This is a genomic window from Candidatus Oscillochloris fontis, assembly GCF_004138135.1.
Taxonomy (GTDB): Bacteria; Chloroflexota; Chloroflexia; order Chloroflexales; family Chloroflexaceae; genus Oscillochloris; species Oscillochloris fontis.
Genome location: NZ_RYFD01000002.1, coordinates 12,531 through 34,273, shown reverse-complemented (window position 1 = coordinate 34,273; position 21,743 = coordinate 12,531). Strand labels below are relative to the sequence as shown.

Sequence of the window (21,743 nt, the reverse complement as noted above, 5' to 3'; positions counted from 1 at the left end):
CAACCATGAGTCCACGGCGGCAATCTCCACTCACTATCGAACATGCCATTTTAGGCTTTCTGCATGAACGCCCACTGCATGCCTATGCGCTGCATCAACAACTGAGTGCGCCCGATGCGTTGGGCAAGATCTGGCATGTGAAGCTCAGCCACTTCTATGCCCTCGTCACCAAATTGATCCAGGCGGGCTATGTGGTGAGTGAGGAGGAACTGCATGAAACACCGCCGCGTAAGTTGCTGATCCTCACCGAGGCTGGGCGGGTGGCCTTTGCCGAGTGGTTGCGTGGCCCGGTGACTGATCCCGATCATCTGCGTATGGATCTACTTGCGCGGCTCTACTTTGCCCAACGCGCCGGGCCAGAGGTGGTGCAGCGTCTGCTGACCAACCAGCGTGTCGTCGTGCGTGCGTGGCGCGATCATCTGCGCCGCCAACTCATCCAACGCGCCACGCAACCCGATGCTGGTCTCTTCCTGCAATTGCAGGTGCGCCAGATGGAGAGTCTGTTGCGCTGGCTCGATCATCCCTTTGCTCCGCTGCGTGAACCGGCACCGGTGACCTGTAGTATTGCGGTGGTTGCCGATAGCCAACAGCCCGATCTCGTGGCTGCTTTTGTGGATTTTGTGCGTTCGCCCTTGGGGCAAGCGCGCCTGATCAATGCCGGGTTTGCCACGGTTCCGGCGTTGCCGAGCGAGGCACCCGCACTTCTTCCTCCTGAGGCAACCGCAACTTCGCCGCGCACCCTACACATCTTCGCCGCCGCTTCGTTGGCCAACGCCTTTCACACCATCGCCGCCGACTTCTCCGCGCATTATGCCGGGGTGGCGCTGCGCTTCACGTTTGGTGGCTCCTACATCCTTAGTGCCCAACTCAACTGTGGGGCTACGGCGGATATCTTTGCGCCCGCCCATCGTCAAGCCATGGATCTGGTTGTGCATTCTGGGCGCGTCTGGCCAGAGAGTGTCTACCCCTTCGCCTCGAACCAGTTGGTGTTGCTCAGTTCGCCACGCGCTCCGGTTCAGTTGCGTCAGCCTGAAGATCTGACCCGACCGGGCCTGCGGCTCGCCCTGGGTTCGGAGCAGACCGCTGTGGGCCAGTATACCCGCGATCTGCTGCACCAACTTGCCGAACGGGGCATGTTGGGAAGCGCTGGAGAAGCCGCCGTCTTGCGCAACGTGGTCTATTATGGGGCCAGTGTCACCGAGGTGGTGACGTGTATTACCCGTGGCGATGCCGATGCCGGGATTGTCTTTGCTTCGGATGGCAAGCAGGCAGGCGCATTGATTCAGACACCTATTTTGTGAACAATTGGGCTAGGGCGCACCTCGTCGGGGCAATGTTGACATGGGTAGTTGGGATTGCCCATCTCCAACTGGATTGTCACATGTTCAATGCCAAATGTGTCGTGCAGGTGGGTGCGTACCTGTGCCAGCAACGCATCGCCCTCGATGTGTTGCTCCACCACGAGGTGAACCGTCAGCGCAGGTTCGGTGGTGCTGAGCGCCCAGATATGTAGATCATGCACCTCGCGCACCCCTGGTAGCTTATTCAGGTAGTTGCGTACTGCCACGGGATCAACCGAGGCTGGCACCCCATCCAGCGCCAGATCGACCGAATCGCGGGCCAGACCCCAGGTGCCCCAACCAATCACCAGGACGATGACCAGACTCACCAGCGGGTCGAGCCATGTCCAACCCGTAAACATCAGCAGCAAGCCCGCTACGACCACACCGAGTGAGATGAGCGCATCGGCGACCATATGCAGGAAGGCACCGCGAATGTTGAGGTCTTCGTGGCTACCGCGTGCAAAGAGCCACGCGGTGAGTCCATTGATCAGGATACCGATCCCGGCTACGATCACCAGGGTCAGGCCGGGCACATCATCGGGGTTGAAGAGGCGCTGGATGGCCTCCCAGGCAATCCCACCGATGGCGATCAGGAGCAGGGCCGCGTTGGCTAAGGCGGCCAGAATCGTAGATCGGCGCAAGCCGTAGGTGTGGTGGATCGTGGGTAAGCGGCGCGAGAGTGCCAGTGCGCCCCAGGCCAGCAAGAGACCGAGCACATCACTCAGGTTGTGCCATGCATCACTCAGCAGCGCCAACGATCCCGCCGCAATACCGAAGCCAAATTCGATCACCACAAAGACGAGGTTGAGGCCCACCCCAATCGCAAAGGCGCGATCAAAGTGGGTTGGTGCGTGGTGGTGGTGATGACCGTGGCTGTGACTGTGGTGGTGCCCCATCAATAGTATCCTTTCGTTGCCTCCGGTATAGATACTACCACAAAGAGCGAATCGTCCAGCGACTGAAGTCGCGGGCTATACCGTAACTGTTCACGCTGCCCCGAACATCAAGATTTTGACGCAAAGGCGCAAAGGCGCAAAGCCTGCAACAAAACCTTTGCGTCTTCGCGCCTTTGCGTCAACCTGTCGTTTTGGGTAGGAGTGGCAATCCGTTTACCTCCATCGTGAACGGATACGGCTATACCTACGGGCTGCGCCCCAAACCATCATTTTTGTTGTGTTTTGGCGGCGCAGCCGCCCTCAACCCCCCACTGGAGGTGACGTTACCCATGTCCTGATCCAGACCCCAGATCGCTTGACGAAACCCTCCATGCTCGTTATTCTTAGTCGTACTAGACGTATTCGTTATACCCCGCTGCACTAACTGAAAGTTGACCGCTATGGCTTCTGGCTTCGCCGATCTAGAAATTGGCCTCTATCGGCGTGATGCAGAGAGCTTTACGGTTGAACTGCGTTTTACGCGCCCCGATGACGCCGCCGACATTCGCCTCAGTACGGATCGCCCTGTACTTGCGAGTTTCGATCTTCCTGCACTTATCGCGTTACAGATGGATCATGAGGCGTATGGCCGGGCGTTGAGTGGTATGCTCTTCGCCCAACCCGACGTGCTAACCGCCTTCGCCGAGGCTCGCGCCGCTACTGCCGCCCAAGATGGGGTGTTGCGCATCCGCCTCTTTCTTGATCCGAGTGCCCCGGAACTTCAGACTATTCGCTGGGAGACATTGCGTGACCCCAAGGATGGCTCATTGCTGCTCACTGGCGAGCGCGTGCTCTTCTCACGCTTCCTGAGTAGTAACGACTGGGGGCCGGTGCGCTTGCGGCCCCAGAGCGAGTTGCGCGCCTTGGTTGTGGTGGCTAACCCAACCGATCTGGAGAGTAAGTTCCGCCTCCACCCGGTTGATGTGGCGGGTGAGGTGGCCCGTGCTCGTGCCGGTATGGGCGAGACGATCAGTGTGACGGCGCTGGCGAGTGATGGTACGACCCGCGCAAGTTTGGACGCCATGATCACCGCCCTGCGCGATAACTATGACATCCTCTACATTGTGGCCCATGGGGTGCTGACTCCCAAGGGCAAGCCGATGCTCTTTTTGGAAGGTGCGGATGCTCAGACGGCCCCGATTGATGGGATCGATCTGGTGTCTCGGATCAGTGAATTGCGCGAACGTCCACGGCTGATTGTCCTGGCTTCGTGCGAGAGTGCCGCGATACCAAATTTCAGTGAAGGTGGGCCACTGAACGCGCTTGGCCCGCGCTTGGCCCGTGCTGGCATCCCGGCGGTGATTGCGATGCAGGGCAAGATCGCGATGCAGACCATCGAGCGCTTTATGCCGGTCTTCTTTCGCGAGTTGCGCAAGGATGGCATGATTGATCGTGCCATGGCGGTGGCGCGTGGCACTGTGCGCGATGCCGCTGATCATTGGATGCCGGTGCTCTATATGCGCCTGCGTAATGGCCAGATCTGGTATGTGCCTAGTTTTAGTGGTGATAGTAACCTAGAGAAGTGGCCCGCGCTGATCGGCAATATCCGCGATGGGCTGTGTACCCCCATCCTTGGCCCACAGATGAACGAGTCGCTGGTGGGGCCGCCGCGCCATGCGGCTGAGGCACTCGCTGAAAAGTACCGCTTCCCCATGGCTCCTGATCAACGCGACCAAATCCCCCAGGTGGCTGAGTTCCTCACCGTCAATCAGGATGCGCAGTTGCCACGCCGTGAACTCAATACCTATATGCGCAATGAGTTGCTCAAGCGCTTTGGCGATCAGTTGCCCGACCTTAAGCCCGATGCGAGCCTGGAGGATACCTTCGCTGCGGTTGGCAAGTTGCGCCGCAGCCAGAATCCGGCTGATCCGTATAAGGTGCTGGCTGAACTGCCCTTCCGCATCTATATTAGCGCCGGTACCGATAATCTCTTGGTTGAAGCGCTGCGCGCCGCTGGCAAAGATCCGAAGGTCGAGATCTGTCGCTGGAATGAGCGCCTGATGCGTTTCCCCTCAGTGCTCGATAACCCCAACTATACCCCTAGCCCTGAACAACCACTCATCTTCTACCTCTTTGGGGTCACCAAGGTGCCTGACTCGCTCGTCCTCACTGAGGATGATTACTTCGATTATCTGATCGGGGTGACTCGCAATAAGAAGTGGATTCCTCCGGTGGTGAGCGATGCCCTCGCCGATAGTGGCCTGCTCTTCCTCGGCTTCCGGCTCGAAGATTGGAGTTTTCGCGTCCTCTTCCGTAGTGTGATCAGCCCCGAAGGTCGCCAACGTCGCTCGCGCTACGCCAATATTGCGGGTCAGATTCTGCCTGAAGAGGGTCTCTTCCTCGACCCCGAACGCGCCCGTCGCTATATGGAGAGCTATCTGCGTGGGGCCGAGATCAGTCTCTTCTGGGGCAGTATTGATGATTTTATGCAAGAACTCCATCGCAAATGGTCCGCAGCCGAGCCAGCCCCAGTTGCCACCGTAGATGAAAATCCCTTCTTCTGAGATTGATTATGCACACCTCTGCCGATCACGTTGTACCGCCGCCCTATATCGGTGCGCGGCCCTTTCGCCGCAACGAGACTATCTATGGCCGTGCGCGTGAATCACGCGATCTGCTCAGCCTTCTGGTTGGTGACCGCATTGTGTTGCTCAATTCGCCCTCCGGAGCGGGTAAGACCTCGCTGATCCAAGCCGCGCTCGTTCCGCGTCTCGAACAGCGCCGCTTTTTGGTGCGCCCGACGATCCGCGTGGGGGCACCCGCACCGATTGCCGGGGCGAATCGCTACCTGCTCAGTGTTATGCAGAGTTTGGAGGAGGGTCGCCCAACCAGTGAGCAACTGTCTACTTCTGAGTTGGCTAACCTGACCCTCGATGCCTACCTGAACCAACGCACGCCTCCTGATGCGACCAATGGCCAGGTGCTCATCTTCGATCAGTTTGAGGAGGTCTTAACCCTCGATCCGAGTGGTGAGGAGGAGCGGCTGCAATTCTTCACCCAGCTCGGTGATGCACTGGCCGATCCATGGCGCTGGGCGCTCTTCGCCATCCGCGAGGAGTATGTGGCGGCGCTGCTCGAACAGTATGCGCATCTCGTGCCGACCCGCTTTGCGAATAGTTTTCGCCTCAGCCTCTTGGGGGTTGAGGCAGCCGTGGAGGCAATCTGTGGCCCGGCAGCGACCCAGGGGGTGGCGTTTGAACCTGGGGTGGCCGAGGCTTTAGCGCGCGATCTGGCCAAGGTGGTGGTGCAGGATAGTAGCGGGCAGGCCGTCGAACGAGTCGGACTGAACGTTGAACCCGTGCAGTTGCAGGTGGTCTGCTACCGCCTCTGGGAGCGCCGTTTCCCCACTCCGGCGACGGCGGGCCAGATGATCAGTGCGGGTGATGTGGCGGCGATGGGGAGCATTGATAACGCGCTGGAGGAGTATTATGCCAGCGGGGTGGCGCGAGCGGCAGCGGCGGGCCAGGTGCGTGAACGGGCGGTGCGTTCGTGGGTAGACACCCAGTTGATCACCCGCCAGGGCTTCCGCAGCCAGGTCTTGGCCGGGAATGAGGCCAGCTTTGGGCTGAATGAGACCACGGTTGATACGCTCACCAACGCCTATGTGGTGCGCGAAGAGCGCCGCCGGGGGGTGTCGTGGCTCGAACTCGCCCATGATCGCCTGATTGCCCCGGTTCGCGCCAATAATGCGCGTTGGTTTGCTGAGCACCTCAGCCCGTTGCAGCGCCAAGCCGAGATCTGGACGGCTCAGGGTCAACCCGACAGCCTACTCTTCCGCGAGGCCGAACTGGCTGACGCTGAGACGTGGGCCGCCGCCTATCAGGACGAACTGACCAGCCAAGAGCGGCTCTTCCTTGAGAATTGTCGCGAAGAACAGCGTCGCCTTGAGGAGCGCGCCCGCACTGCGCGCCGGATGCGCAACCTTGCGATTGGAGCCTCAGTTGCCGCCGGGTTGGCGCTGGTGGCCTTTATCGTCGCCTTCAACTTTTATACCCAGGCCAATACCAACTACCAGCACGCCGAAATGGCGCGTATGACCGCCGAAAGCTCCTCGCGGATGAGCCGCGCCCGCGAACTCGCTGCTGGTGCCCATACGCAGATCCAGAGTAACCCTCAGCGTGCCCTCTTGCTCGCCCTGCGCGCCGTCAATACCACCGCTGCGGGTGATCCTGACCTACCTGAGATCCGCCAGATCCTCCAACAAGCCGTGCAGGAATCGCGGTTGCGTTGGGTGCTGGAAACCCCCAATCTCTCTGCCATGGCGCTTAGCCCCGATGGGCAGAATATTGTGGGGACGACCTTTGATGGTGAGGTCTTGCGTTGGCCAAACGATGGAAGTTTGGAGGAAGCGCAACGCTACCCGGCGCATGAGGGCGGTACCTACGGCATTGCCTTCAGCCCCGATGGGCGTCTTGTGGCCACCAGTGGGGCCGATGGGGCCATCCGGCTGTGGAACTTCCCGGAGATGGCGTTACTGCGCACGACCATGATCTATAGCCCGACCCTGCCCGCCCAGATCCAGTTTAGCCCCGATGGGCAACTGCTGAGTGCCAATAGCTATGATGGTACGACGCTCTACCTCCTCAAGACCGACGATTTCAGCCCGGCTACGCCGCCGCTCGTGCATCCCGATCTGGTCAATGCGCTCGATTTTAGCCCCGATGGGCGCTGGTTAGCCACAGCGGGCAACGATGGGGTGGCGCGGATTTGGGATGTCAGGAGCGGGGATCTGGTGGTGGCGTTGGATCAGCGCCGCAATGCGGAGGATGCGAGCTACCCGCTCTACACGCTGGCCTTTCATCCGCTCCAAAGCAACCAGTTGGTTACTAGTGGCCAAGATAAGCTCATTCACGTCTGGAATATAGCCAGCCAACGTGAAGAGCGCACCCTCTTTGGGCATGGCGATTCGATCTTTCAGCTCGCCTTTGCGCCCAACGGAGCCTTCCTGGCCTCTGCCAGCAACGATACAACCATTCGGCTTTGGGATGTTGCCGCAGGCCAGGAATTGATCAGCCTGCGCGATCATAGCGGAGCCGTCTTTCGGATCGCCTTCGCGCCCGATAGCGCAACGTTGATCAGCGCGGGGTATGATCGTAGCATCCGTAGTTGGGATCTGCACCTTGTGCATGGGCAAGCGGTCTACGGGGTGGCGTATAGCCCCGATGGGCGTATGATCGTCAGTACGGGCAACGGCAATCAGGTCAGACTGTGGGATGCTACCAGCCAAGCCCTGCTCGACACCCTCACCACCGATGAATACTACCTGATCAACCCCAGCTTTAGCCCCGATGGCCAGACCTTGGCCGCCGCTGGTGCGAGTGGCACAGCCTATCTCTGGTCGCTGGCGAACCTGAATGCGCCACGGACGATCATGGCGCACCCCGGTGGGTGCTACGATCTTGCATGGAGCCCGGATGGCCGCATGTTGGCCACGAGTGGTGCCGAGGATAATGTACGCATCTGGTCCGTTGATGATCTGAGCCTTGAACGTGCATTTCCCACCGAGACCAGCTATATCCCTAGCCTCAGTTGGAGTGCCGATGGGCAATTCTTGGCTGCCGCCAGCCAGAATGATCTCCTGATCTGGAATGTGACTGCGGGACTACTCATTCCCAAACTCGATACCTTCAACAACACCAGGGCGGTTGCATGGAGTCCTCATGGGCTACGGCTTGCGGTTGTGTGGCAGAATCAGCCCCCAACTGTGTACAATATAGAAGATGGAACCAAGTTGGTATTGGAGCAGAACCCGAGCGGCGCAGAACGGGTACGCTTTAATGCCGATGGTAGCCAAGTTGTATTCCCAAATGTAGATGGAAGTGTGCGCGTGTGGGAGAGCCAGACGGGGCAACTCGTGCTCAATAGTATGGGCAGCCGCAGCCCCAATGATGTGCGCTTCAGCCCCGATGGGAGCCAAGCGATCATAGCTGATGCAAGTGGTTTTGTGCGTCTCGCACTGCTCAATGCCAACCAACTGATTGAACGTGCCAGCCAGCGTACCATCCGTGATCTGACCAGTGATGAGTGTGCTACCTATGCCATTGATCCATGTACCTGGAATCCTGAACCAAACCTTCGGAATCCATCAGGTCGGGAGTGATTCCCATGAAATCTCTAATGCTACTCACAAACCAGTCGCGCTGGATGCGGATGATCGGCCTCTTTGCTCTAATGAGCATTGTTCTTACCCTGATTCCTGCACTGGTGACGCCAACCGCCCAGGCTGCGAGTGATACATTTTCTTTGGTGTGGATGGGAGCGACCTCGCAACCCGGACGGGCAGTAGCCTGGGGCGATGTGGATGGCGATGGCGATCTTGATCTCGCCGTAGCTAACTATAATCAACCCAGCCGGGTCTATCGCAACTGTAGCATCCGCACGGGCAGGCCGGATGACCCATGCAGTACGAGTAGTACGATGAGTAACAGCCTGATCTGGGAGGCTCCGGCTCCCGCACTGAGTGTGGGGGTTGCCCTGGTTGATGTGGATGGCGATGGTGATCTTGACCTGAGCCTTGCCAACCAAGGGCAGGCTAGTCAGATCTACCGCAATTGTAGTGTGAAGAGCGGCGAACCCGGTGATCCATGCGGAATGTCCATCGGCATCAGCCTCAGCAACTCAACCATCTGGCAGACCAGCGATACCCCTAACACCACCAGCATGGCCTGGGGTGATGTGGATGGCGATGGTGACCTCGATCTCGTGCTCGGCAATCAAGGAGAGGCCAGCCAGATCTATCGTAATGATGGCACGGGGAATATGGGAAGCCCAGCTACGTGGCAAACCAACCCCTTCCCCAGCACGCAGAGCCTCGCCTTGGCCGATGTGGATGGCGATGGCGACCTCGATCTGGTGTTGGGCTATGTAAATGCCCCCGCCCAACTCTACCTCAATACCTGTAACCCCAACGCTGGGGTGTGTAGCACACCTTTTGGCCTGACCCTGAATGGATGGGAACCAACCAGCAATGCTTCCAATGCCTCAGCCTTCGCCTGGGGCGATGTGGATGGCGATGCTGATCTTGATCTTGCCGTGGGTAACAACGGTGATGGTAATGCGATCTTCTTGAATACCTGTAACCCCGTCAATGGAATATGTAGTGGTACTATCGGTTTAGCCAATCTGCCCGATCAGAGTATGGGGAGCAATGCTACCACGAGCATAGCCTGGGGTGATCTGGATGGCGATGGCGATCTTGATCTGGCTGTGGGCAATTTAAACCAGAGGAGCCAACTCTACCGTAACAATAGCGGAACTCTGGAGCCTGAACCAACGTGGCAACCCTCAGCCTCGCTCAAGACTAAAGGCATCGCCTGGGGCGATCTCGATAATGATGGCAGCCTCGATCTGGTACTCGTCAACGAAAATCAACCACTCCTGATCTATCGCAATACCCTGAGTAGCGGCTTCAATCTTGCAACTGGTTGGAATCTGCCCTCTTTGGCCAGCCGTGCGCTGGCCTGGGGCGATGTGGATGGCGATGGTGACCTCGATCTGGCGCTTGCGTCCCAGACCAATAGCCAGGTCTTGCTCAATACCTGTAACCCGACCGCTGCCGATGTGTGTAGCCAAGCTCCCAGCTTTGCCCCTGCACCATTCTGGCAAGACACAAGTAGCCTGAATGCCAATGCGCTCGCCTGGGGCGATCTGAACCATGATGGTCGGCTCGATCTGGCGATTGGTGGCGCAAGCCGTGTGATACTCCTGCAACACAATGGTAGCGGTTTCAATACCCCAAGCACCATTACCATCAGTAGTGGCACTGTGCGCAGCCTTGCCTGGGGCGATGTGGATGGCGATAGCGATCTCGATCTGGCGGTTGGGGTTGATCAGGGCAGCGTACTCTATCGCAATAACTGCAATCCGAATACGACGGGGGTCTGTAGCGGGAGCGGCTTCAGCGCTACCACTGATCTGGAACCTAGCGCAACAGCAGATACCTACGCAGTTGCCTGGGGCGATATGGATGGCGATGGTGACCTCGATCTGGCGCTTGCCAATTCAAGCGAAGCTGGTCAGTTCTATCGCAATACCAATGGTCAATTGAGTCTTGATTCGACTGCATGGCAAACCTCTAGCAGCAGCCAAGCTCGTGCGCTTGCCTGGGGCGATGTGGATGCGGATGGCGACCTCGATCTGGCCATTGGGGCACTGAACCAACCGAACCAACTCTACCGCAATATGAGCGGAAAACTGCTTCTCGATCCTAGTTGGATGCCCGAACTAGATGCCACGACTGGACTTGCTTGGGCTGATGTGGATTATGATGGTGATCTCGATCTTGTGGTGGCTAATAATGGGCAAGCGAACCAACTCTACCGCAATAGTAGCGGAAATCTTAGCCTTGATACCAATTGGCAACCAACGGTACAAGCAAGCCGAGGTATTGCTCTCGGTGATGCTGATCTTGATGGTGATCTCGATCTGGCAGTCGCCGTCTTTAATGCCTCTGGTCAGATCTACCTCAATGGCCTAGCTGGTATTGCAACCCCACATGATACCCCTCCGCAGGTGCATATTCGTGCCCCCGATACCCCGTCTGCCAATCTGCTGGCTACGGCTCGCTATATCGAGACCACCACGATCAGTCTGCCGGTGAGCCTCGCTGATCCCCAATCCAACCATGTGGGGGCGTTGCGCGCTTTCTACTCACTTGATGGCGGGGGAACGTGGCAACCTGCGGTGATCAGTGCGGCAGCGTTGCAAGGCATTGCGGCACCAGCTAGCGGCAATAGCTTCGACCTGAGTTGGGACACCTTCGCCAGCGGTTTCTTTGGCAGTTCAGATACGGTCATGATCCGCCTCCAAGCCGCTGTAACGCCTGGCCCCGGTACTGGTGCCTCCGGCATTTACCGCTACCCTAGTCAGACCGCCGGGAGTGTTCCACGCGCTATGGGGGTGAGTAGCAGCATGCTCTTCCGCGTGCGTGGCACGCAGATTCGGGTAATGCTTGATGGTGCTCCTGCCACCAACGCGCTGGTCTATCGGCTCACTGCAAGCCAGAATCGCGGCGGTACGGCGCTGAGTGATAGCACTGGCACCACGCTCACCACTAACACACAGGGCTACCTGATGGGGCGTGGGGTGGTTGCCGAAGGTGACTACCTCGCGGCATTGGCACCAGCCCCTTCCCAACCCAGTGATCTGCGCGATGTGCGCCTCTTCTATACTAGCCCGATTGCTGCCGATACGGGGCGCCCAACTATTCAAGTGACACGCCAACTCAATAGTGTCCAGACCCTTGAAGCCAGCACGGATCGCCCGCTCTACCTGTTTGATCTGCCGATCTATCTGGAGTGGGATGCCCGCAACGATCCGGCCTTCCTCCTGCGCTTGCAGAATGATCTCGAACGTGCCAGTGAGCTGCTCTACGACTGGACTGATGGTCAAGCGGCGCTCGGCACCTTGCGCGTCATCGCCGATGGGAGTAACCCACCTGAAGCGGGCGTGCATGTCTATGCCACCAACCGCCTGCGGCCCTATGCCGATCTAGGTGGGATCGCCCGAACATCTATTGTTGATGCCCCGATCACCAGCCGCACCTACACCCCCGGCAGTGTCTCGATGGGCAGTATCTGGAGCCGTTATGGCGGCCAGACTGGAACGGTGGGCGAAGATTGGGCGCGCGCACTGGCCCACGAGATCGGCCACTATGCCTTCTTCCTGGATGATAACTATATTGGCCGCAATACCGAGGGTAAAGTGATTAGTATCAGCACCTGCCCCGGTGCGATGAGCGACCCCTACCGCGATGATTATAGCGAGTTCCACCCGCGTACCGCCGCGTGGGATGCCAACTGTAGCCGTACTTTCTCGCAACTCGAACTGCAACGGGCTGACTGGGAGACGATCAAGCGCTTCTATACCCCGCTGAATGTCCCGGCTAGTTTTAATGCGGTGCCCGGCCCTTCGGGGTTGCGTCTTGCGCTCACGAGTGTTGCGATCCAGGGTGATCGCCCGCAGATGGCCCTGACCACGCCGATCATTGCGTTACAGTATGAGAGTGGCAGCCGCTACACCTACACACCCGGTTCGCGTACACGCGCCTTCCTCTTCAAACAGGATGGCAGTAAGGCCATTGATCTGGGCGCACCGACCCGTGATCAGGTGATTGCTTACGGCGCGGCGGCGGGCGATACGCTGTGTGTCTATGATCCGCTCCTCGATCTGGTTGGCTGTACGATCATGAGTGACAGCACCAGTACGCTGATCCTGAATAGCCGCCCCAACTGGCAACCCGATGTGATCATGACCCCGGTGGGGAATGATTCCCTCACCATTACGATCCCGGCAGCCGGGGTGACCAATGCGCGCCCGAACCTGACATTGCAGGCGCGGATCTTCCCCTTGGTGGGTGATCCGGTGGAGGCTACGCTCATTCTCAGCCCCGATAAGACGGCCTATGCGGCAACGCTTGAGCTTGAGAATGTACAATATGCTAAGGTGCTGGTGCAAGAACCACCTAGCCCAGATCAAGCCCCAGATCTGATGGTTGTAGCCGACTATGTGCGGGTGGGGAGTGTGCCCGCTGCGGGGGTTGCTGGGCCACCCAATACCCCACCATGTACCCCACCCAATTGTCGTCCGGCACCGGTAGCCATATCCAGCGACGGTCAGTTGATGATCTATAGCAATCCATTGAAGGATTACACCTACTACTCGATCCAGAGTGCAGCCCAGATTCCCACCCCGCCACCATGGATGGTCGTGGTCGGCCAACCCTATCGGGTCATCTCAAACCTGAATGCCACCCAGATGGCAGATAATCAGATGGCAGTCACGATTGCCTATCTGGAACAAGAAATGCCCGCCGGTACGGAAGGTGGACTTGCGCTCTACTATTGGAGTGCCGGAACAGGTTGGCGTCAACTCACTACCACCCATAACGATACAGATCGCAATGAGATCGCCGCGATGGCGGTTGGCCCAGGTATTTATGCCCTGATGACCCAACTGGATGTGCGCGAAGGCTGGAATCTCATCTCGTACCCTTGGTCAAAAATCGAGAGCATCAGTGCCGCTACGGCGCGCCTGAATGCCCAAGCCGGAGTTCACTACACCACCATCCATAGTCATACTCCCACCGATAGCGCCAACCCTTGGAAGATCTATGACTACGCGGTGCCGAATTGGGTGAATGATCTCGATAGCCTAGAGTATGGCAATGGCTACTGGTTTATCGTGCCGCCCAATGGGGCACCACCGCAGCTTAACGCCAGCCTCGCGACGGTACCGCAGCCTCCGGCTACCTTCTATGCCACGCTGGTTCATCCGGTGAGTGTGGGCCAAGTGGTTGAGGCTCGGAGTGGTACGACGGTGTGTGCGAGCAGCCAGATTCAACATGCTACCCAGATGAAGATCAAGGTGCCCGCAGCCAGCCTGACCACCCCAGCCGGGTGTGGCATACCTGGCCAAACGCTCACCTTCTTTGTGGCGGGTCAGGAAGTTGGTACAGCGATCTGGGAGAATAGCCGCCCGATTGAAATCATGCAGTATGGGGTCTATTTGCCGTTGGTGAGTCGATAAGGTATTTCTATGCACCACCCCACACCAATCAGCCTCGTGATCTTCGGCGCATCAGGCGATCTGACCCAGCGCAAGTTGATCCCGGCGCTCTTCCAACTCTGCCGCGAGGGGTTGTTACCGGGCAATCTGCGCGTCATCGGCTATGCACGCCGTGCCAAGAGCGATGCCCAGTTCCGCGCCGAGCAGCGGGCGGGGGTGGTGGCGCATGGGCGTGTGCAGCCCCTTGATGCGGAGAATTGGGAGCGATTCGCCACGCAACTCTTCTACCACGCCGCCAACTTTGATGACCCGCAGGGCTTTGTCAGCCTGCGCGAGCGCATCGAGCACCTCGAAGTGGAAGCCGGGGTGGTGGCGGGGCATGGCCACCGCCTCTTCTACCTCGCCACGCCCCCCGAAGCCTACCCCGGTATCATCAGCCACCTGGGGGCGGCGGGGCTCCAGGGGGCGGCGCTGGCCCAACCGGGCAGCCACGGCTGGACGCGGATTGTGATCGAGAAGCCCTTCGGCCATGACCTGGCCAGTGCTGAGGCGCTCAATGCCCATGTGCTCAGTATCTTCCACGAGCGCCAGGTCTACCGTATTGATCACTACCTCGGCAAGGAGACGGTGCAGAACATCCTCGCCTTCCGCTTGGGCAATAGTATCTTCGAGCCGCTCTGGAACCATAACTATATTGACCATGTGCAGATCACGGTTGCCGAGGAGATTGGAGTTGAGGGACGCGGTGGTTATTATGATAGCGCCGGAGCCATCCGCGATATGCTCCAGAACCATATCTTGCAGGTCTTGGCACTGATCGCCATGGAACCACCCGCGACCTTCAATGCTGAGGCGGTACGCAACGAGAAGGTGAAGGTGCTCCAAGCCATCCGCACCCTGGCCCACGAGTCTATTGATCATCTCGCGGTACGTGGCCAGTATGCGGGCTACCACGATGAATCCGGCGTGGCTCCGACATCTACCACCGAGACCTTTGTGGCGCTGCGGCTCCAGATTGATAACTGGCGCTGGGCGGGGGTGCCCTTCTACCTGCGCACCGGCAAGGCGTTGCAGCAACGCCTCACCGAGGTGGTCATTCAGTTTCGCCAACCGCCGCTCTCGCTCTTCAGCCACGCCGAGCATGAGGATCACGTTGGCCCTGCCGATGAGATGGAACCCAATTTGCTGGTGCTGCGTATCCAACCCGACGAGGCGATCACACTTCAGATCGGGCTGAAGCCACCCGGCCCGGAGATGGCGTTACGCCCGGTGGCGCTCGACTTCCGCTATGCGGCGGGGTTTACCGATTCTACTCCCGAAGCCTACGAGCGTTTGCTGCTCGATGTGCTCTTGGGTGACGCCACGCTCTTCATCCGCCGCGATGAGGTCGAGGCCGCATGGGCCTTGATCACGCCCGTTCTTGAGCATTGGGACAGCCCGCACGCCCCTGTACCCGCCACCTACCCACGCGGGAGTTGGGGGCCGGACGCGGCGATGGAGTTGCTTGCGCGTGAGAAGCGCCGCTGGCGGCGGATGTAGGTAGTGCTTACCGCCGCTCAACTCACCGACCAGCAGCGTCGTGGTGCCGTTGCGAAGGGCATCGAAGATTTCCTCATATGCCCCACTGCTCTGAACCGTATATGCACGGGCTAACAATGATTATGCAGCTACAATTTGCAACTCGCGGGGCATTTGGGTCAGGCTGCGCGCCCCATCGGGGGTAATCAGCATATCATCCTCAATCCGCACGCCCAGTTTCCCCGGCAGGTAGATCCCCGGTTCAATCGTGAAGGTCGTACCGGGTGCCAGGGGCATATCATTACCAGCGAGAATATTGGGCCACTCGTGAACCTCGATCCCAATCCCGTGGCCAGTGCGGTGGATGAAGGCATCGCCATAGCCAGCGGCGGCGATCACCTGACGGGTCGCGGCATCAATCTGGCTTGGCGTGGCCCCTGGGCGCGCCGCAGCGCGGCCCGCCGCATTGGCCTCGCGCACCAACTCGTAGATCTGGCGTGCTTCAGTGTCGGGTTCGCCCAAGGCCACCGTGCGGGTGGTGTCGGAGATGTAGCCCTGGTAGCGCGCCCCACAATCAATGATGATCAGATCCCCCGGCTGCAAGGTGCGCTCACTGTTACTATGGTGCGGGTTGGCTCCGTTTGGCCCTGAGGCGATAATATTCTCAAAGCTCTCACCCTCAGCGCCAGCAGCGAGAATTTCGGCGCTCACGATGCGTGAGAGTTGGCGCTCGCTCATCCCCACCTGGATCTGGCGGATCGCCTGGGCCAACCCGGCCTCAACGATCTGGGCGGCGCGCTCCATGATCGCCACTTCATCTGCGTCCTTCACCATCCGCAATTCGGCCATGAGGTTGGTCGCATCAACCACCTGCACTTCCGGCCATGCCGCCTCCAGCGCCCGTAGTTCCATCATCCGCAGCGCGGTATACTCCACCCCCAGCACCAGATTGCGCGGCTGCGCACCGAAGGCTGCATTCAGCGCCAGGGTTGTCGCCTGCATCGGCCCCTCGGTATCGGCCCAGGGAAAGAGGCGCAATGGAACCCGGCTGCTCGCAGCCACCCGGCTCGCCTCCAGCGCCGGGATGATCATGCAGGCTGGCCCCTGGGCAGGAATGATCGCTAAGGTCAGCCGCTTCCCGTGGTGGAAGGTCAGGCCACTCAGGTAGGTCAGGTTGGCATCGGGCATCAACGCCAAGCCAGCGAGGCCAGAGCGCTGAATCGCGATGGTCAGACGATCAAGGCGGGAAGGATTCATTGCGCTTCCTCCAAAGGGTCTGCACTAAACTGATCATGAACTTCTTGCAACTGCACATCGCGGTAGGCCGCATAGTAACTGCGGGTGACTTCGACACTATGGTGGCGCAAGATCTGGGAGACTTCGGCCAAGGCAACGCCCTCGTTGAGCAGGTGGTAGCCCACAAAATGGCGGAAGGTGTGCGGGGAGGTGGTGAGCAGAAGATCGGCCTCATCCACCTTGCCCTCTAGCCGCAACTGCGTGGCGAGCACCTCGGCGGCGGCGTGGACGACACGCCAGCCGGTGGTGCGGCTCAGGCGGCTGCCAGCGGTACGGCGATCCAGCGACTCGAAGAGTGCGGTGTTGGCTGGGGGCCATTTGCGCGCCTCCAAGTAGCGCAGTAGCGCACGTTCAGCCGCCCGGCGGATGAAGAGTCGCCCCTCTTTACGCCCCTTGCCATAGATACTGGCCTGCTGCAAGATCTTGCGATCCCGGCACACATCACCCACATCCAAACCCAAACATTCGGAGATGCGAGCGCCTGAGGAGAAGAGCAGATGCAAGAGCGCCGCATTGCGCAGCCGAATGAGCAGCAAGCGCTCGGTGCGGTCGTCATCGTCGCTACGCGGGCGATCATAGTAGGTGACGAGGCGGCGCAGATCGGGCGGGGTGGGTGCCACTGGCTCTGGGAGACGCGGCAGCACGCGCTTGATCTCGTCCTGGATTGCGGCGACGCGAAAGTTGAGCGCACCGGCTGAGTCGGCCAGGGCCAGAAAGCCGACCAGTGGGCGCACATAGCCATGAATAGTGCGTGCCGAGAGCCGTTCGATGGGTTCCCCGGCTGCTTGCGCCTGTTGCGCACGCTGGGAGAGATCATAGTTGCGGCGGCGCAGACTACGCGCATAACTGGTCAGATCATCAAGCCGCAGATCCCCGATGCGGCTGCGCCCTTGGCGCTCCGCCCAACGCAAAAAGAGATTGAGCGCTACCATATAGGTCTCGATGGTGCGGCGGGCTAAGTGGCGCTGCTCGTCACGCATGCGCAACTCGTCGGCATCAAGATCGGCCTCGTCTTCATCGGGATCGAGGCCAGCACTCTTGAGCCGCGTAACCCAATACTGGGCCGCAGTGTCGAGAGTATCATCAGGGCTGAGCGTTTGGTCTAGCATAGAAACTATTGTACCATTCTCTTCGATGACGTGGTGGTGAGCGAGTAGGTCAGAGCCTACTCATGGCGCAGTGCCTCGATGGGGTCGAGTTGAGCCGCTCGGCGGGCGGGGTAGATTCCGAAGAAGAGTCCTACGGCGAGCGAGAAGGTGAGGGCGATTGCGACGGCGGTGGGTTGAATAGTTGCGGTAAGTAGCCCAGTGAGCGTTACGCCAAGCGCAATGAGTGACCCGATCAGGAGCCCGATCAGGCCGCCTACGAGGCTGAGCATTAAGGCTTCGGCGACGAATTGGAGCATAATGTCCCGTTCACGCGCACCGACAGCTTTACGTAATCCGATCTCGCGGGTGCGTTCGGTGACACTTACGAGCATGATGTTCATAATCCCGATCCCGCCGACGAGGAGCGAGATCCCGGCAACCGAGGCTAAAAACATGGTCAATAGGGTTGTTACGGTCGAGAGGGTGCCCAGAACCTCGGATTGGTTGATGAAGCTGAAGTCGTCCTCTGCACCATCGGTGGCAAGTTGATGCCGATCCCGTAGGATGATGGCGATGCGGGTCTCGATGGCCGTGAGGTCGGCGATGTCTTTGGCAACGATGGCGATGGAGGTGACTCGATAGCCATTTCCGTCGGGGGTTTGCGCACCGAAGAGGCGCTGTTGGGCGAGGCCGATGGGTACGAGGGCTTGATCATCAACCGATCCGAGGGGACTGCCGCCTTCTTCGGCGAGCACTCCGATGACGCGCAGGTTTTGGCCTTTGATGCGCACGGTTTCACCAACTGCGCTGCCGTTGCCAAATAGTTCCTCGGCGAGTGTCGAACCGAGGACGACAACTGTGGCATGGCTTTCGATCTGGCGCGCATCGAAGAAGGTGCCACTGGTTATGCTCAGGGTGTTGGCTTCTGCGTAGTCGGTTGTGACGCCCACGACGGTGGCTGATGTATCGGCAGCGGGGGCAATGATCTGGGTGGTTGTATTGAGGCTCGGTGCGACTGCGGTGAGTGGCAGGTTCAGTGCGGCAATCGCCTCGGCGTCACCAATGGTGAGCGTCTGGGCCGCGCCGATCCGGCTGCCTGGGCCGGAGTTGTTCGGTGATCCGGGGATGATAGTAACGACGTTGGTGCCCATCGCTTCGATCTCGCCGGTGATGGCTGCGCTTGCTCCATGACCAATGGCGAGCAGTGCGATCACGGAGGCAACCCCGATGATCACCCCTAGCATGGTCAGGATCGAGCGCAGTTTATTCGCCAGTAGGCTATCGCGAGCGATCCGCACGACTTCCCATGGATCGGTCGCTTGGTGTGCATGACTCAGTGGTGGTAGCAGGCTCAACTTCTCGCCAGAGGTTGCGGACATTGGTAGGGCGATGGGGATATGGTCACTATGGGTGTTCATGCGGCGACGCTCCTTGCCTCGTTACGCCGATCCTCGCGTAATTGCCCGTCACGTAAGGTGATGATCCGCTGGGTGTGTGCTGCTATCTCTGGCTCGTGTGTGACGAGGACGATGGTTAATCCCTGGCGCTGGTTGAGTTGTTGGAGGATCTGCATGATCTCGGCACCGGTGCGTGTATCTAATGCACCGGTTGGCTCGTCGGCGAGGAGCACTGCCGGGCTACCGACGAGTGCGCGGGCAATTGCCACCCGCTGTTGTTGGCCGCCACTCAGTTCTTTGGGGCGATGCTGCATGCGTTCCCCCATCCCGACAATGCGTAACGCGGTTTCGGCGCGCTGCCGCCGCTCCTCGGTTGCTACCCCCCGGTAGATGAGCGGCATTTCGACGTTGCGCAGGGCGGTTTGGCGGGCGAGTAGGTTGTATTGCTGGAAGACGAAGCCGAGCTTTTGTGCTCGCACGAGTGCCAGCGCATCACCCGCAAGGTCGGCTACCGCGACGCCATCGAGGTCGTAACGCCCAGCGGTAGGCCGGTCGAGGCAGCCAATCACATTCATGAGGGTACTCTTGCCGCTGCCACTTGGCCCCATAATCGCGACAAATTCGCCCTGTTCAATGGTGATAGTGACCCCGGCTAGTGCGTGTACGATAACATCGCCCATCTGGTAGGTCTTGCGTAGATCTTGAAGCGTGATAATCGGGGCAGTCATGGGGGTTCCTTCTGCTCAGTTACGGTAACGCCTGGAGTCGCGGGATATTCGTCTCAAGGCTCGGTAGCGTCACAACCTCGTCGCCGGGCTGTAGGCCACTGATAATTTCGACATACTGCCCGTCACTTAGGCCGGTCTGCACGATAACTTCGCGTACTTCGTTGGCCACGACAACCTGTACGACTTGGTTCGCACCACTGGGCAGGAGGGCGGTGGCGGGTACCAGGACGGCTCGATCCACTCGCGCTGTTTCGATCTCGACATCAATGCTCATACCTACCCGTACTCGCTCTTCAACTGTGGGTAATTCCACATAGACATCGTAGGTAACGACCCCTGAGTTGTCTTTACCCGCCGGGGCGATATAGGTAACGCTCCCCTGACTCGTCCAGTCGGCTAGGGCGTTGATGGTCAGCGTCACTGGCTGGCCCAGTTCGACTTGGGCCACGTCATGCTCGTTCAGGGTCAATTCGACACGCAGAGTGGTGCGATCAACCAGCCCAATGACTGCCGCGTTACCAGCGACAACACTGCCGGGTACGATAGTGACGCTGGTGATCACCCCGGCAAAGGGCGCAGTGAGGGTCGCATAGCTCAGTTGAAGTTCGGCCTGCGCCAGTGATTGTTCGGCCTGCGCCACACTCATTTCGCGAATGCGTAGGTCGTTCGGTGTGGCAGGCTCGGTCAACTGGTCGAGTTGGGCTTGTTTCTGATCTGCGGTAGCTTGGGCCGCAGCAATGTCGGCTGCGCTACCTCCAGCCAGGAGCTTATCCAGTTCGGCTTGGCGTTGGGCCACCACTGCGCGAGCCTGGGTTAGCGCATAATCGCTCGCCCCAGCCAGCAGGTCATCGAGTTGGGCCTGGGCACTGGCGAGATCGGCCTCGGCTTGGGCCAGTCCACTGATCTCGCTCTGTACCGCTTGTTCGTAGGCGATCTGGGCCTGCATCAGTGACTCTTCGGCGCTATTGACGCTACGCAAGGCGGCGGCTTCTTGGTCAATCTCGGCTTGGGTCAGATCACGCGGTGAATCTTCGATCTCACGATTATTCCAGTAGATCCGGCTGTACTCGTCTTGGGCATTCCGCACATCGTTGGCGGCTTGGGTCATCTGTGACTCGGCGCGCGTCTTGGCGACCGAGAGGCTGGTGCGTTGGGCGTCGAGGCTGGCCTGGGCCTGTTCCACCTTAGCTTGAGCGGAGACGACTTCAGTATGCTCGGCTCCGGCCAGTAACTCGTCGAGTTGAGACTGGGCCGAGACGAGGGCGGCCTTGGCTTGAGCAATATCTTCTGTGGTCACATTGTTGTTGACGCTGCGGGCAAGTTGGGCTTGGGCGTTGGCCAGCGCAGCTTCGGCAGCCACAATATCGGATTGAGTCGCATTGCCGTCACGGGCCTGATCAAGCTGGACGCGCGCCGTCTCTAGCGTCGCCTGCGCCTGCGCCACATTCAATTCCAGTTCGCGGGTATCGAGTTGCGCCAGCACTTGGCCCGCCACCACCAGATCGCCCTCGCTGACGAAGACCTTCGTGACGGTGCCGCTGGTCTGGAAGGTGACATCAAGCGACTGCGCGGCCACGACGGCACCGCTGCCACTCACCGTGGCCACGAGAGCGCCGCTGGTGGCGGGAGTGGTGTTATGAAGGGCGGGTTGCTCGGCGGTGCGCACGAGGTTAAAGGCTACCGCCGCCAGCATCGCAACGATAATGATACCGATACCGATTCCCATCCAACGCGAATGCTCGCGGCGCTGGCGGCGTGGTAACGTGGTTGCACTCATCAGCTTGCTCCGTATGGCATATCAAGGTTCGCTATCCCTAGACTAGCGTGAAGCGGCGCGCAGAGCACCATGCGAGCAGGTGATCTTTTGCTCACCCATGTGGGTGATCTCTTGCTCACCCAGCAGGGCATGGGCAAAGTCACCTCCGGTGGAGGT

Annotated in this window: 11 protein-coding genes; 5 read left to right on the top strand and 6 right to left on the bottom strand. The window is 59.5% G+C overall.

Annotation, left to right across the window (positions count from 1 at the left end; translation table 11 throughout):
• Nucleotides 1-5: 5 nt before the first annotated feature.
• Nucleotides 6-1,301: a molybdate ABC transporter substrate-binding protein gene (gene modA, locus EKD03_RS01210; protein WP_129626480.1), complete on the top strand. Its 1,296-nt coding sequence runs from the start codon at nt 6-8 to the stop codon at nt 1,299-1,301.
• On the opposite strand, the gene EKD03_RS01205 is transcribed toward modA, so the two are convergent.
• A complete protein-coding gene (locus EKD03_RS01205) occupies nt 1,283-2,239 on the bottom strand; it encodes a cation diffusion facilitator family transporter (RefSeq protein ID WP_129626478.1) in 957 nt (318 codons plus the stop codon). The genes modA and EKD03_RS01205 overlap by 19 nt on opposite strands.
• A gap of 440 nt (nt 2,240-2,679) precedes the next feature.
• Here EKD03_RS01205 and EKD03_RS01200 point away from each other — a divergent pair, with 440 nt between their 5' ends.
• The 4 genes from EKD03_RS01200 to zwf are packed head-to-tail and all read left to right on the top strand — an operon-like array spanning nt 2,680 to nt 15,322.
• Nucleotides 2,680-4,782: a CHAT domain-containing protein gene (locus tag EKD03_RS01200; protein ID WP_129626476.1), complete on the top strand. Its 2,103-nt coding sequence runs from the start codon at nt 2,680-2,682 to the stop codon at nt 4,780-4,782.
• A gap of 8 nt (nt 4,783-4,790) precedes the next feature.
• A complete protein-coding gene (locus EKD03_RS01195) occupies nt 4,791-8,378 on the top strand; it encodes a WD40 repeat domain-containing protein (RefSeq protein WP_129626474.1) in 3,588 nt (1,195 codons plus the stop codon).
• Nucleotides 8,379-8,395: 17 nt separating this feature from the next.
• The gene (locus tag EKD03_RS01190) at nt 8,396-13,804 is read left to right on the top strand and encodes an FG-GAP repeat domain-containing protein (RefSeq protein ID WP_161569147.1); all 5,409 of its coding nucleotides are present in this window, start codon (nt 8,396-8,398) and stop codon (nt 13,802-13,804) included.
• A gap of 9 nt (nt 13,805-13,813) precedes the next feature.
• Complete coding sequence (zwf, locus tag EKD03_RS01185; RefSeq protein WP_129626470.1) at nt 13,814-15,322, top strand: glucose-6-phosphate dehydrogenase; 1,509 nt, start codon at nt 13,814-13,816, stop codon at nt 15,320-15,322.
• 120 nt (nt 15,323-15,442) lie between these two features.
• Here zwf and EKD03_RS01180 read toward each other — a convergent pair whose 3' ends face one another.
• From EKD03_RS01180 to EKD03_RS01160, 5 genes are read right to left on the bottom strand one after another with little or no spacing between them, the layout of a single operon-like run.
• Nucleotides 15,443-16,558 (bottom strand): M24 family metallopeptidase, encoded by a 1,116-nt coding sequence (locus EKD03_RS01180; protein ID WP_129626468.1) that lies wholly within the window; start codon nt 16,556-16,558, stop codon nt 15,443-15,445.
• Nucleotides 16,555-17,706: a tyrosine-type recombinase/integrase gene (locus EKD03_RS01175; RefSeq protein WP_129626466.1), complete on the bottom strand. Its 1,152-nt coding sequence runs from the start codon at nt 17,704-17,706 to the stop codon at nt 16,555-16,557. Before EKD03_RS01175 ends, EKD03_RS01180 begins: the two co-directional genes overlap by 4 nt.
• Before the next feature lie 56 nt (nt 17,707-17,762).
• Nucleotides 17,763-19,103 carry an ABC transporter permease gene (locus tag EKD03_RS01170; RefSeq protein WP_129626464.1) on the bottom strand — a complete coding sequence of 447 codons (1,341 nt, stop codon included), beginning with the start codon at nt 19,101-19,103 and terminating at the stop codon, nt 17,763-17,765.
• Nucleotides 19,100-19,810 carry an ABC transporter ATP-binding protein gene (locus tag EKD03_RS01165; protein ID WP_129626462.1) on the bottom strand — a complete coding sequence of 237 codons (711 nt, stop codon included), beginning with the start codon at nt 19,808-19,810 and terminating at the stop codon, nt 19,100-19,102. The genes EKD03_RS01170 and EKD03_RS01165 overlap by 4 nt, the downstream gene beginning before the upstream one ends.
• A 19-nt stretch (nt 19,811-19,829) precedes the next feature.
• Entirely contained in the window at nt 19,830-21,587 is a 1,758-nt protein-coding gene (locus EKD03_RS01160; protein WP_129626460.1) for an efflux RND transporter periplasmic adaptor subunit, read from the bottom strand.
• Between the last annotated feature and the right edge of the window lie 156 nt (nt 21,588-21,743).